The organism is Aeromonas sp. s12, from assembly GCF_040907925.1.
GTDB lineage: Bacteria > Pseudomonadota > Gammaproteobacteria > Enterobacterales > Aeromonadaceae > Aeromonas > Aeromonas veronii.
The window spans coordinates 1-13,788 of sequence record NZ_JBFOCT010000016.1 but is presented as its reverse complement, the minus strand read 5'-3'; the positions used below and the strand labels follow the sequence as shown (position 1 = coordinate 13,788).

The 13,788-nt window shown below is 46.7% G+C and carries 11 protein-coding genes; 6 read left to right on the top strand and 5 right to left on the bottom strand.

The window, feature by feature from the left end; genetic code table 11:
- Nucleotides 1–82: 82 nt before the first annotated feature.
- The 4 genes from istB to umuD form a co-directional block, all read right to left on the bottom strand.
- Nucleotides 83–838, bottom strand: coding sequence for an IS21-like element ISAs29 family helper ATPase IstB (istB, locus tag AB5Y67_RS08650; RefSeq protein ID WP_000194037.1), 756 nt, complete (start codon nucleotides 836–838; stop codon nucleotides 83–85).
- A gap of 14 nt (nucleotides 839–852) precedes the next feature.
- On the bottom strand, nucleotides 853–2,394 hold the full coding sequence (istA, locus tag AB5Y67_RS08645) for an IS21-like element ISAs29 family transposase (protein WP_111809685.1): 1,542 nt from the start codon (nucleotides 2,392–2,394) through the stop codon (nucleotides 853–855).
- Nucleotides 2,395–2,547: 153 nt separating this feature from the next.
- Entirely contained in the window at nucleotides 2,548–3,732 is a 1,185-nt protein-coding gene (gene umuC, locus AB5Y67_RS08640) for a translesion error-prone DNA polymerase V subunit UmuC (RefSeq protein ID WP_368207678.1), read from the bottom strand.
- Nucleotides 3,733–3,735: 3 nt separating this feature from the next.
- Nucleotides 3,736–4,158, bottom strand: a complete 423-nt coding sequence (umuD, locus tag AB5Y67_RS08635) for a translesion error-prone DNA polymerase V autoproteolytic subunit (RefSeq protein ID WP_325793940.1) — start codon at nucleotides 4,156–4,158, stop codon at nucleotides 3,736–3,738.
- Between the two features lie 105 nt (nucleotides 4,159–4,263).
- Here umuD and vapB point away from each other — a divergent pair, with 105 nt between their 5' ends.
- From vapB to AB5Y67_RS08605, 6 genes are all read left to right on the top strand, one after another.
- Nucleotides 4,264–4,518, top strand: coding sequence for a type II toxin-antitoxin system VapB family antitoxin (gene vapB, locus AB5Y67_RS08630; RefSeq protein WP_322132160.1), 255 nt, complete (start codon nucleotides 4,264–4,266; stop codon nucleotides 4,516–4,518).
- Nucleotides 4,519–5,225: 707 nt separating this feature from the next.
- Complete coding sequence (locus AB5Y67_RS08625) at nucleotides 5,226–5,525, top strand: hypothetical protein (RefSeq protein ID WP_146054124.1); 300 nt, start codon at nucleotides 5,226–5,228, stop codon at nucleotides 5,523–5,525.
- A 5-nt stretch (nucleotides 5,526–5,530) separates the two neighbouring features.
- Nucleotides 5,531–6,292 carry a hypothetical protein gene (locus AB5Y67_RS08620; protein WP_325793937.1) on the top strand — a complete coding sequence of 254 codons (762 nt, stop codon included), beginning with the start codon at nucleotides 5,531–5,533 and terminating at the stop codon, nucleotides 6,290–6,292.
- 110 nt (nucleotides 6,293–6,402) lie between these two features.
- A complete protein-coding gene (locus AB5Y67_RS08615; protein ID WP_325793936.1) occupies nucleotides 6,403–8,355 on the top strand; it encodes a tetratricopeptide repeat protein in 1,953 nt (650 codons plus the stop codon).
- Between the two features lie 247 nt (nucleotides 8,356–8,602).
- Nucleotides 8,603–9,919, top strand: coding sequence for a DNA methyltransferase (locus tag AB5Y67_RS08610; protein ID WP_325793934.1), 1,317 nt, complete (start codon nucleotides 8,603–8,605; stop codon nucleotides 9,917–9,919).
- 617 nt (nucleotides 9,920–10,536) lie between these two features.
- Complete coding sequence (locus tag AB5Y67_RS08605) at nucleotides 10,537–12,807, top strand: hypothetical protein (protein WP_368207677.1); 2,271 nt, start codon at nucleotides 10,537–10,539, stop codon at nucleotides 12,805–12,807.
- Here AB5Y67_RS08605 and AB5Y67_RS08600 read toward each other — a convergent pair.
- Complete coding sequence (locus tag AB5Y67_RS08600; RefSeq protein WP_019706001.1) at nucleotides 12,736–13,683, bottom strand: IS30-like element ISAs2 family transposase; 948 nt, start codon at nucleotides 13,681–13,683, stop codon at nucleotides 12,736–12,738. The genes AB5Y67_RS08605 and AB5Y67_RS08600 overlap by 72 nt on opposite strands.
- Between the last annotated feature and the right edge of the window lie 105 nt (nucleotides 13,684–13,788).

The following is a 13,788-nucleotide window of genomic DNA, read 5'->3' as shown; positions in this document are numbered from 1 at the left end:
GGTGCGTATTCCGGCGAAGTTGAACAGCCATTCCGGCCAACGTGAACACCCTGATCCTTAACGCGCTCACGTCACCCCGTTTCTAACTCGAGTGTTCAGATTGGGTCAACTCACTTCTCCTCTTTCTCATCGATTCTCCCTTCAGTGACAGCCGGTGAGCGTTGTGCATCAGCCGGTCCAGGATCGCATCTGCCAGAGTGTTGTCCCCCAAGCTCGCGTACCACTCTTCCGTTGGCAGCTGACTGACCACGACCGTCGAGTATTTCCCGTACCGATCATCCATGATCTCCAGCAGGGCGTTGCGCTGCTCGGCATTCACCGCTTCCAGTCCCCAGTCATCCAGGATCAGCAGCTCTATCCTTGCCAGTTGACCCAGCAGTCTGGCGTAACTGCCATCTACCTTGGCCTGGCTCAGCTCAAGTAGCAGACGCGGCAGCCGGTAGTAACGAGTGCTGTGCCCCTGCTGACAGGCTTGGTAGCCCAGCGCACAGGCTAGGTAGGTTTTTCCGCAGCCACAGGGGCCGGTAATGAGCAGGTTCTGGCCCCGGCGCAGCCACTCTCCTTGGGCCAGGTTTGCCACCTGTGACCGCTCCAGGTTGCGTGCAGACTGGTAGTCCACCTCTTGCACCGTGGCCTGGAGTTTGAGCCTCGCCTGCTTGACCAGCCGAGCTTGTTTACGCTGCTCCCGGCTCAGTTGTTCGTGTTCGACCAGCAGGCTTAGCCGCTCGATGAAGGGCAGCCCTTCGTAGGTACTTGCCTGTTCCAGTTGTTGTTGCACGGCATCCGCCATGCCAGTCAGTTTCAGGTGTCTCAAGCGGGTCAGCGTTTGTTGGGTCATGGGTTTTTTCCTCGTTAGTGGAAGCTCTGGGGGCCGCGGATGTTCTCGTGCTCTTGCGGCAGTTCTGGATAACTGAGCGGACTTGCGGGCAGTTGGTCGCGGCCACTGGTCAGCACCGACTTGAGCTGCTTGAGCCGCACCAGTCCTTCCCGGTTGGCCAGCTGGCAACAGCCTTCGACTCGTGATGGCGGATACTCCCGGCTAAGACTCAGCAGTCCCAGGCAGAGTCGGTATGCCTGCTCGGCATGGGCTTTCTCTGCCAGCCGTTCGCTAACCCAGCACAAGGTGCCCGGTCCGATGTCGGCAGCCCACTGCTTAAGACGCCCTGGCGTCCAGCGTTGCTGCTTGCTGTGACGTTCCGGCATGTGCTCAGGGAGTGTGCTCATCCCCGGGATGGTTTTACGCGGATGGCTCGCGACCAGCTGTTGCTGGTGATAGACCTGAAGCAGGGTATCGCCCGCATGGAGCTCCAGTTGCTGACCCACATACTGGTGCGGCACCGAGTAATGGTGCTGCTCATAACTGACGTGATAGTCGATGTTGACCTTGACCGTTTTGATGGCGACATAGCGATAGGGATGCACCGGTAGTGACCCCAGTGCCGGGCGGTCCAACTGCTCAAACGCCTCGCGTCGGTTACCGGGCAGCTGCTTGAACGGGCGCTCGTTGAGCTCATTCAACAAAGCCCGGATGCACTGGTTTAGCTCGGCAAGCGAGAAGAAGGTCTGATGGCGTAGACGAGCCAGGATCCAGCGCTCGACGATCTGCACACCCACCTCGGCCTTGGCTTTGTCCTTAGGCTTGTAAGGGCGAGCTGGCATCACCGCCACCTGATAGTGCTCGGCCAACTGCTGGTAGCTGGGGTTGAGCTCGGGATCGTATCGGCAAGCCTTGCTGACACCGCTCTTGAGGTTGTCGGGGATCAGCAGTACCGGTGTCCCGCCGAAAAACTCAAAGGCACGGACATGGCTTTGCAGCCAGTCCGGCAGTGACTGGGACCAGGTGGCCTCGGCAAAGGTGTAGTTGGACGCACCGAGCACGGCGACAAAGACTTGTGCCTGACGGACCTCACCCGTAGTCGGCGACACGATGGGCACCGTGGGCCCGCAGTAGTCGATAAAGAGCTTTTCCCCCGCCTTGTGGATCTGGCGCATGGAGCGCTTTTGCAACTGACACCAGGACTTGTAACGGTCACAGAACTGGGAGTAGCTGTAACAGCTATTGGGATAGCGCTGGGTGTACTCCTCCCAGAGCAGCTGTTTGGAGACCCCCTTGCGCTTGAGCTCCTGATGGACAGAGGGCCAATCCGGCACAACATGGCGGGCCGAGATGGTGGTATCGGCCTGCGGATAGAACAGGGCAGCCAGTCGGCCATCATCAAGCTCGGTAGGTAAGGGCCAGGTAAGGCCGAGCGCCTGGGCACTTTTGAGGAGTTTCTGGATGGAGCCGACACTGACCTTGGTACAGATACTGATTTGGCGAACAGAGAGGTCAGCTTCCAGCCGCAGTCGCAGCACTTCACGAATTTTACGCATTGCAATCCTCTTGGCAGACATAGGCTCTTCCCTGGCAAAAGGGAGAGCGTATCAAAGGTTTTTAAATCAATGCGTTAAGGATGATTCCGGTGAATGTGAACAGTGATTCCGGGATGTTGAACACTGTTTCCGGAAAGGAGGGGCGAAGTGTTCAGGTTGAACCGGAATGAGCGTTCACATTGGTCCGGAAATGGTGTTCACGTTGAATCGGAATTGGTGTTCATGATCGGCCGGAATATGCACCTGGCTGCGGGGCTTATGTTGATGATGGTCGAACAAATCTCCCTGCTGGCTGCCGATAGGAGTGAAGTCGGCTAGCATCACGCCCCCTTTTTGGTAGCGGTGCCCATCCCGCCAGATATGAGAGAGCAGTGAGTGGATCACTCCCAGCAGCTCCCTGGTATCGTTGGTAGGCACAGCCAGCGTGGTGCTCACTTGGTTGCCGTAGTAGGGCTCTTTGTCATTGAAGGGGCTGGTACGAATGAATAGGGTGACATGGCGACAGCACATTCCCTCTGCCCGGAGTTTTTCAGCTGCACGTTCCATATATCCTGCGAGGGCTTGATGCATGGAATTCATGTGTGTGATCCGTTCACCGAATGATCGGGAGCAGATGATCTGCTGTTTGGCTTGTGTGTCCTGCTCCAGGTTGGCGCATGGATAGCCGCGTAGCTCTAGCACGGTTCGCTCAACAACGACCCCATAACGATGCCGTAGGTTTTTACCATCGACAGCGACTAGGTCCGCCACACTATTGATCCCGTGCGCTTCGAGCCTGGTGGTCAGTTTTCTACCTATTCCCCATATTTCCCCGACCGGAGTGATAGCCATCAAACGCGCTCGACGTGCCTCATCACGCAAATCAACCACTCCACCAGTCGCAGGCCACTTCTTCGCGGCGTAGTTTGCCAGCTTGGCGAGTGTTTTGGTTGGCCCGATCCCGACGCCGACTGTGAGTCCAGTCCATTGCTGTATTCGTTCACGGATCTGACGACCATATGCTGTTAGGTCTCCCGCCCATGATTCGTTCAGTTCAACAAACGCCTCATCAACACTGTACACCTCGACAGTTGGCACCATGCCTTCCAGCGTGGTCATTACGCGCTGTGACATATCACCATAGAGGGCGTAGTTGCTCGAGAACCAAACACCGCCTACGGCCTCGAAGAACTGACGGATCTGGAAGTAGGGAACACCCATCTTGATGCCAAGTGCCTTGGCTTCTGCCGAGCGAGCCACAACGCAGCCGTCGTTGTTCGATAGCACCACGATCGGGCGCCCCTTGAGGTCTGGCCTAAACAGGCGCTCGCAGGACGCATAGAAGTTGTTCACATCGACGAGGGCAATGGCGTTGGGCATGGTTTACCCCAGTTTGGTCTTGTGGAGTACATAGGTTACGACGCCAAAAATCTCTAGTTCTTGCCCGTCCAATAGATGGATGGGCTGGAAATCTGGATTGGCGGGTAGCAGGGCAGGGAACGGGCGTTCTTGCAGCTGTTTGACAGTGAATTCTCCATCAAGGCAGGCTAGAACGATAGCGCCGTGGCGGGCCTTGAGCGCCCTATCTACGATCAAAAGATCCCCGTCATTGATGCCCTTTTCCACCATGCTGTGGCCACTGGCCCTGACATAGAAGGTGGCAGCGGGATGCTCAATACAGATCTGGTTCAGATCTATGGTTTGCTCAATATAGTCCTGTGCTGGGCTAGGAAAGCCGCAAATCACAGGGGACAGAAAAAGCGGCAGCTCTAGAGCGTCCGGGATTGGATGTGGGATGGCGAACATGGTGGCTCACTGGTTACTGTTTTTATATACAGTATAGCCGTATTGCATAACGTGTGCATCCGGTGTCAGTTGACATACCGGCCCCATTAGCTATGTTCGGTTCACATGTTATTTGGGTTCATAGGACGCGTGATGGAATCAACAGTTTTTAAGTGTGGTCGTGGCCAGGGGGTTTACCTGCCCGAGGCAGTGGCCCTGCCAGATGAGGTCACGCATGTTGAGATCGTCGTGGTTGGTCGTACTCGTATAATCACACCTGTAGGTGAGTCCTGGGATAGGTGGTTTGATGAGCCCTGTATGAGCACCGACTTCATGGCTGAACGTGAGCAGCCAACCGCCCAGGAGCGAGAGAAACTCTGAGGTCCAGCAGGGTAACGGAGTTGCGTAGCTGAGAGGGATTGTTTTTATATATATAGATAAAGCGCTTCCCTCTCACCTGAAAAGTGAATAGCTATGGCCATCATTCTCGCGTAGCGAGGATTGTTCATAGATCTGTCGGTACTCGCCCACCAGGCAGGATAGCTAAGTAGCCATTTTTTCAAGGTTGCACCACTGGTCGTGGTGCATGTGATCCAGTTATCTACCCGTGGTTTCCATTGGACCATTCATTGACGGTGTTTTGGTGGCACTAGAGCTGAGGTGCACAGCTGAGAGGGATTGTTTTTATATATATAGATAAAGCGCACCCCTCTCACCTAACAGGTAACGATGTGGCTACATCATTCTCGCATAGCGAGGATTGTCCATAGATCTTTCGGCGCTGGCTCTCCCAGGTAGACAGGATAGCTCGATAGCAATTTTCTATGTTGCACCACTGGCGTGGTGCATCTCATCCAGTTAGTTATCTGGCCAAGTATTCCACCAGGAACTTGTCAAATGGGGTATTCAACTTGTTGTAATCCCCGGACTACCTGGCACATGTCGAGCACCATCATGGCTGTGTCCCTGCATAGGAGCAACCTCAACACTGGCTGACGAAAACTGTACTAGCATCTTTCGTTTCCATTTCATAAGGTCTTATAGCCGTAGCTCCACAACAAAGACCTATCTGTATCATGGAAGTAACTATGGAAAGAATTTCACTGCATTCGTTAATTCAGAGAACTATGTGTATGTTGGGGTTCTCATTAGAAAGTATGGCTGATCGGGTATCAGCACTAATCTGGCTTGGTGATAATATCGGTGAACAATGGCCATATTATATTGATGACTCAACAATAGGGTTTAACGATTGGAAATTCATACGCGATGCTGACTCAGGAGAAATCGTATTTAGTAATATGCAAGTCCCTGCTATTAGTAAACATGAGTTGGTAGAGGTCTATCAGGATGATTTTTCTGCAAACAATAATACAACTATGGAATAGTTGATATGAATGTATACCTCAAAAATGATTCATTAGAAATGGAACCACTAACAGATGAAGAGCGGATAGGGGCAGCTCGAGATCCATTGACTACGCCTGAGCAGTTAAACAAGCTATCCATGGACGATGATTCATGTGTTCGTTACTACGTCGCTGGAAATCCTGCAACTCCTATTGAGGCCATTACTCGACTAGCTCATGATGATGATGAGGATGTGAGTGAATTAGCTATCAGTAGTGCTGTCATTCAACCTAGCACTCTCAGTGAATTATCGAATCATACTAATGTTGTACAAAGAGCTGCCGTAGCTAGAAATCCGTTAACCCCCACAATAGTACTCAATTCATTGTCCACAGATGCTGATAGACATGTCCGTGCAAATGTGGCTCGTAATCCCTCAACCCCCTTATCCGTATTAAACGCGTTATCTCTGGATGAAGCAGAAGATGTCCGTGTCGGTATTGCTGGTAACCCGAAGGTTTCGCAAGCGTTATTGATACAATTGCTTGAGCGGACAAACCACGATGATATAAGGGTTTTGGCTGCGGCAGCTGCTAATCGTGCATTGCCATCCCGGATTTTGATTCAATTTGTTTCTGATGACCGTCCTTTAATCCGTATGTCAGCGGCGAGTAATCCGCTACTAAAACCTGAACAGATGAACGAGTTACTTTTTGATAGTGATGAGTATGTGCGCAAGGCTTTGATGCGAAACCCTGCCTTGCCAGGCTCATTGAGCATGTGTTGCGTGGATGATCTGCTATAAATCTAGGATAAATGTTACAGAGCTCATACTTATGCTTAAATGTAATTAAACAAAATTCTGAAGATGATAGATTGAGATCAAGTTGACTAAATGGATACGTGGAGGTATGAATGACATTCATAAAGATCGGCAATGGTACTGAAAAAGTAGTTGATTGTTATGAGCGCTCTATGGAGCCAATATATCAAGAGGCAATTTCTTACGAATTTGGGATCGGCGTAGAAGCTGACTTTCTAAAAGCGATTAAAACATATGAGCTCGCAGCGTTACGTGGCCACCCTCAATCAAATTTAAAACTTGGCATGCTCTATTTTCATGGTCATGGTGTAACTCAAAATATAAATAAAGCAATTAAGTATTTTTGGAAAGCTGGGGATCGTGGGTGCGCCCTGTCCTACTTTACACTAGGATGGATTTATGACGAAGGGGTTTTAATACCTAAGGATGACGATAAAGCTGAATATTGTTATACAAAATCAGCTGAAAAGGGAAATGGCAACGCACAGTATAACTTATCTCAACTGTGTTTGAAGATAAGTGAAAAAACGTCCAAGAAAAGCTATGAAAAAAAATCAATAGAATGGCTTGAGTTGGCAGTGAAAAATGGCCATCCACTGGCCCAATTGAATATGGGTATTCATTTAGTCAATATAAATGAAGGGCCAGAGGTTGATGTACATGCAAATCAGCTATTTACACTCTCAGCAGAACAGGGAAATATTGATGCGTTATATCAATTAGGATTAATGCATCTAAAAATCTACAAAAAATATAAGATAGATCGTGATCTCAATATGGCATTTGAGTTTTTAAATAAAGCAAAAGATGCCGGGCATATTCAGGCGCAAGTGAAAATTGGAGACATGTGCTACTGTTGGCTGGGATACGCTCTTGATAATACTCAGTTTGAGAACATCAAGATTGGAGGATGTGAATATGAAATAGGGCCAGATTGGGGGCATTATCTCGAAGCAGCAAAAAAAGGCAATATGGAAGCTAAATATAAGGCCAGCATCATACTGTTAAATGAAAATGCGAGCTGTAGTGATGGACTGGAGATGCTTTCCTCTGCTGCGTATGGAAACTATCCTGCCGCTAAATATTTACTGTCTGTGAAGGAACTTTGCGAACTCAGGTCATTATTGAATGACAAAGGTGAATGTGAGAATCATAAGGATATATTTCTCAGAGATATTGAAAGTATTAAGAGTAGTCTAGAATACGCATATGAAAATGGAGTAAGAGACGCAAAATGGCAACTAGCCAAATTGTACTGGCAACTCTATCGAGCAGGTTATGGTGATACTAATTGTCGGTCGGCATTGACGCACCTTATGTTTTTGGTCGAAGATTACCACCTGTTAAACTACACAGAAATTCATTATTTCCATCATTTAGATGACAGCAATATAGATGAACTTGTTTCGCTAGCTAAATCAGGTGATAGCAAGGCTCAATTTGTACTGGGAACTCGCTATGCAAAGGGGCTTACTGTATCCCAAGATCTTGAAAAAGCTGAATTTTGGTATAACCAATGTATTGGTTCTGGAGACCCAGAAATCCTATGTCGTATAGCATATATCTATCACATTGGTGATGGAGTAAATTCAGATATACATAAATGTAAAGAGATTATGGATTCCTATATTAGTAAATTCCCGAGTCTTTATGATGATGATATAAACTATCGACGTGGTTATATCGCACTACATCATGATAAGAACAAGGACGATGCAATTAAATTGTTTGAGTTAGCTTCTCGTAATGCTAACCATTTAGGTGCAACATTTCAACTTGCAAAAATGTATTTGAATGATAATGAGAAGTATGAAGATGGGATCAATATGTTGATTTCTATCTTAGACAAAAAAAGTATCATGAGTGATCTTGGTGAGTGTTGTTTGCTGGCACTTGTTTCTGAGTTTTTAGATAATGTTGGCAACATTGCTAGAAAAAATATCAACGATAACGTGATTGTCCCAGTATTAGATGAGATTCTGTCCTTGCCTACTAATTTTGATGATGAAATAAGAAATGAAGCTCTTTATCATATTCAGTATTAACTACCATTTTAAATTGGGTGTTGAGGATGTTTTATAAATGGGCGTGTAGCTTAACGCCCATTTTTAGTGTGTAGTTGATTGACTCCCAGTTAAATAGTAGAGTTATGATATAGAGAATTTGGTTGAGCCCTGTCATTACAGTCTCCAACCCTAGAGTATAAGTGGCTTACTCAAGGCAACTTTGTACGTGATTGATGAAGTGTCAGGGTTAGGCAAAAAATAATCAACAAACATCTTAGGACCACTAATGGCCGTCAATCAGGCGAAAATTTTCGAACAGCTCGAACAACTGACTCAAGAGCTAGATGTCGATGAATTTATATACAGCTTTCTGACAGTGTTCGGTTTCCCCAAAGCCACTGTCTCACGAATTCGCAATGGCGATGACCCGAGAAATTTAGCAAAAGAAGCAGGTCATGTTGCGCTCAAGAACAAGCTTTACTTCCAGCCAACAGTAGAGAGAGCAGACCTGAATGCCTTGTTGGATGCTCGCTTAAGCGATCCTGCTATTGCTAAACACAAGATCCGATTTGTGTTGGTCACAGATTTTATCCGGTTTCTGGCGTGGGATACTTTAAGCAAAGAGTTGCTCGATATTGAGCTTGAGGAGCTGCACAGCAACTATGGTTTCTTCCTGCCACTGGTCGGACTGGAAAAAGCCATCATGAGAAGCGAAAACCCGGCCGATGTCAAAGCTGCCGAGAAAATGGGCAAGCTGTTTGACCTGATTCGCACTCAAAATGACCTTAGCCAGCCTGCTGACATCCACGCTCTGAACGTCTTTTTGACTCGCTTGCTGTTTTGCCTATTTGCCGAAGATACCGGCATTTTTGCCAAAGGGCAGTTTACTTCTGCCATCCAGAGCTACACAGAGGAAGATGGTCGCGATCTGGACTTCTTCCTCGATCAATTGTTCACGGTGCTCAATAGCGAACCAGGCAGTGCTAAGCGGCAAAATTTACCTGTGCATCTGACGGCATTCCCCTACGTCAATGGCGGACTTTTTTCATCTGATCAACCCATCCCGGAACTGGGTAAGAAAGGCCGCCGGATCCTGCTTGAATGCGGCACCATGGATTGGAGCGAGATCAATCCTGACATCTTCGGCAGTATGTTCCAGGCCGTCATCGACGTAGAACAGCGCAGTCGTCTTGGCCAGCACTATACCTCTTACAGCAATATCATGAAGGTGATTCAGCCGCTGTTTCTTGATTCGTTGCAGGATGAACTTGATAAACAGTTACAGGTTGTAACGAGTAAACGTGCTAGAGGGTTGCAAGCGTTATTGGTGCGGCTGGGCAAAATCAAGGTTTTCGACCCAGCCTGCGGCTCGGGTAACTTCTTGATCGTGGCTTATAAGGAGCTACGCAAGCTTGAGATGGCAGTGATCAAGGCATTGGAGGAAGTTGATCCGCAAGGATTTGCCATGAGCGGGCTGCATCTGTCGCAATTTTACGGCATCGAAATCGACGATTTTGCATGTGAGATTGCCCGGCTGTCGCTGTGGCTGGCCGAGCACCAGCTTAAGGAAGGTGCGAATAAGTACCCTATGTGCCAAAACTAAAAAGTTTAGCCATTTAATATCAATAATTTAGAATGGTGTGTTTTTGTGCCAAGTGACTTGTTAGCACCTTCCCTAATACATATTGCCTATCTATAAATCAATCGTAGTTCGGGCTACAATTTTTGAGTTTTGCACCACTGTGGTGCATTTACACCAGTTACAATAAATCACCTCAAAGACCGCCCTTGTCACAAGCACCTCATACATCGTTCTTGTCCACTTTGTATTGAACGACTGATTCTGAATCGAGTTGACTGTTGAGATAGAACACTCATCCCCTCAAAATTATTAGAGTTTATAGATATTTTTGCCATTTTAGGGCTCAATTATAATGTTTAACTAATAATTCAAGAAGAAAGTCAAGATATTTTTCTTTACCCTATTGCAAACGCATTGGAATCAGCATATCGTTCATTTCATACATACCAGTCAGTGTATGTAGATACATAATTTATATTTATGAATTCTTCCAAGAGATTAAAAAATCTCTAAGGAGCATACCTACGCCAAATTTTAGGTGTGAATGCTAGAGAAGTATTTAAATATTTAATAACTATAATAAAAGTGTAGCGTTGAAAAACGCCACCATATTATTATAAAAACTAAATGAGGTGGATATGATTGTGTTGAGTTGTGGCGAAAACTGCCAGTTGAAGTTTGGGATTGATGAATCTAACGCGCTGAGGGATAAAATCGTAGAAATTATTGGCGATGGTGAGTCTAGGAATTCAGTAAGATTAATCAGTGACAATAAATCGGGATTTGATGCAGTGAAAATTGCATTCGATTATAAGATCACAGTCGTGCTTGATGGGCATGAGTTTAAGACTTGTTCGAACAAGGTCAATCTAGGGTTGCTGCTTCTCGGGTATGCTAAAAATGAGGTGGAGGAGCAAGAAGCAATTAATTTTGTGGCGCTAAACTCTCATCATGTTTGCCCAGAAATAATGTCTCAGACGTCTCTAATTGATTATGTTTGGTCTCAAACTAGTAATCGATTCCATACTAGAATCGCCGAGGCTATAAACAAACACTTGTTTGCTAAAAAGAGCGCGGTATCTTTGGCGCACAATTTCTATACTAAGAATGATAATATTACTGAAACTAATATCGAACTTTGTCACGAAAGATTGTGTCTAGATCGTTTCCCTGGGATTCACATAGTTGTTACTCCGCCAGGGACTGGTAAAACAACTAATTGCCTAATACCCACATTTGACGAGGCTGGGAATAATGGCATGCATCCTATTTTTTTAAATCCATCTCGAGCGTTCACGAATTCACTGTATCCTGATCAGGATGAACGACACTATCATACAGATATCACCAAAAATGAAACCGGTGTCTATGGTGTTAGTCTGAGCATTTTATATAGTAAAAAATATAAGCATATCCGGGATAAGTGCCAAGTTTTGATTATAGATGAGTTTGAGGATGTTTTTAATTTAATGCACTCAGAATTGGGCATGAGAGTCTCAGTTGATGAATACATTGAAAGGATGGATAATTTCAAAAAAATTATTGCTGATGCCAGCACGGTTGTTATTGCCGATGCGTTTTTAAGTCAGAATTCATTTGATTTTATAGTTGGCTTGGCTGAATTCAGTAATAAGAAAGTTTTCGTGTATAGATCATCCAAACCTAAGAATATGCCAGAAATATTTTTAACAACTAAACCAGATGTTATAAACAAGATCAATGAGCGTGCATCAAGTGGAAAAAAATGTATTGTATTTAGCGACGAGGCACACAATGCAAAAAAATCAAATGTTAACGTATTGGTAAATGCAGTAAATACACCAAATAAAATTTTAATCGATGCTGACACTGCTCGTAAATTCCCTAATGGTGCTATAAAAAAATGTGTTGGCAGTAAACTGGTATCAATTTTTACACCGGTTGTGAAAAATGGATTTAGTTTCACAGATAAGGACCTAACATTTACTGCAATTGTTTCAAATGGGCTCGTTCAGCCTAATGATATTATGCAGTTTGTCCACCGAGCGAGGAATGCTAATAATGCATTTTTAGCGCTACTTGGTGGCAAAAATAGGGTGTATAAAAATAGAGATCATATCATTACAGAGCTGGTGATGTCAGCGTTGGGGTGTGATTACTCTATTGAACGTTTGCATGAGTATTGCCACAACCCCACATTAATGCATATGGTTAACCGATTATTTATTCAACATAAGTTGTGTTTGGATTATAATTACACTCTACTAACAATGTTTGAACAACAGGGTTATAAAATTAGCTATCTTTTACCTGAGATGACGATGAGTGATAAAAAAATGCTTGAGTTAGCTGAGTTGAAAACAGAGGAGGATCGAATTTGCGGGTTATTAAATAGAAGTGAATTTTATGCTCAGGAGGCTTTTGATATTGAGCACTTTTATAGTGAGGTATTGAGTGAGGAATTGATTAGGTTTGATGATAGAGGAAATACACGCAGAATAATTACAAATAACATTCCATTATATAAGTGTACTGACGATTATAATAGTCAAGAATCAGTAACATTTGCAATGATAAGATCGCTAGCCAATAATTTAAAACTCAGTGACAATTATTGCTACAGTAGTGATGAGGCTGGTAAATTCCTGGCGTGGATTGAGAATGGAAAATTTGAGTTTGGGCATGAACTCATTGCAGTAAAAAAATTCTTTAATAATGACTATTTTATCATTCCATCTAACAGGAAAATTCCAATTAAGTTTTTAGAGTCATTTCTTAAAAATAATTTTGGCTATGAAACTTATATGAGTCAGGAACGAAATTACTACGCGAATTCAACTTCGAAGTGCGACACTCGCCTATGCCGCCTGACGGTACTCTTCGAATACCTTGACAGGCTGCCTGAATCCGAGACATTTCCGAGGTCGTAGGTTGAGCCACTGCTCCGCTCTCCTGACATCCTCGTCCGTGACCTCTCTCAGGTCTGTTCCCTTTGGGATAAACTGCCTCAACAGCCCATTGCTGTTCTCGTTCAGACCGCGCTCCCACGAAGAGTAAGGGTGCGCAAAGTAAGTCTCGGCACCCAGCGCTTCCTCTATCGCCTTGTGTTCGGCAAACTCGCCGCCGTTGTCAAAGGTGATGGTATGCACCTGCTCGATGTAGGGAGTTAACATCTCGATTATCGCATCCCGCACCACCCCAGCCTGTTTGCTCGCGACCCGCTTGACCAGATAGAGCCGGCTCTTGCGCTCCACCAGGGTGACCAGTGCACCTGTGCCTTGCTTGCCCAGCACCGTGTCCGCCTCCCAATCACCGAGCCGCTCCCGGCTATCGACGATAGCCGGCCGTTCATCAATAGAGCGGGCTTCCTTGATGGGAGAACGCAGGCTGCTCGCCCCCTTGCGGTAGCGCTTGTGGCCCTGGCGCAGATGGCGGTACAACTGGCCACCCCGGGCTTTGTCGGCGGCCACATGGCGGTATATCCACTCGTGACTCACCATGAGGCCTATCTGCTTGCCCACCGCGCTTATCTGCTCCGGGCTCCACCACCAGGCGAGTGTCAGCTCGACAAACTGGATGACATCGGCAGATAGCCGAGATTTGGCCGCACTGGCCCGTCGGTGGGTGGCGTGCTGATGCGCATTGTCTGGCTGGTAGCCCTGCGGCCCGGCGTTACGACGCAGCTCCCGGTAGAGGGTGGAGCGATGAACGCCAATGGCGCGTGCGGTGGCAAGGATGGACATCCCCTGTGCGCGAAGCACCGATAACTGGTATCGTTGCCCCTCGGTCAACTGCTGATAGCTCATGGTGATACTGCTTTTACTTTGGCGAGCAGAAGGGTACCACCAATCAGCAGTTGGCCACCTCTCGCCATTCATCCATGAGTGTCGCACTTATTATCTGAATTCCCG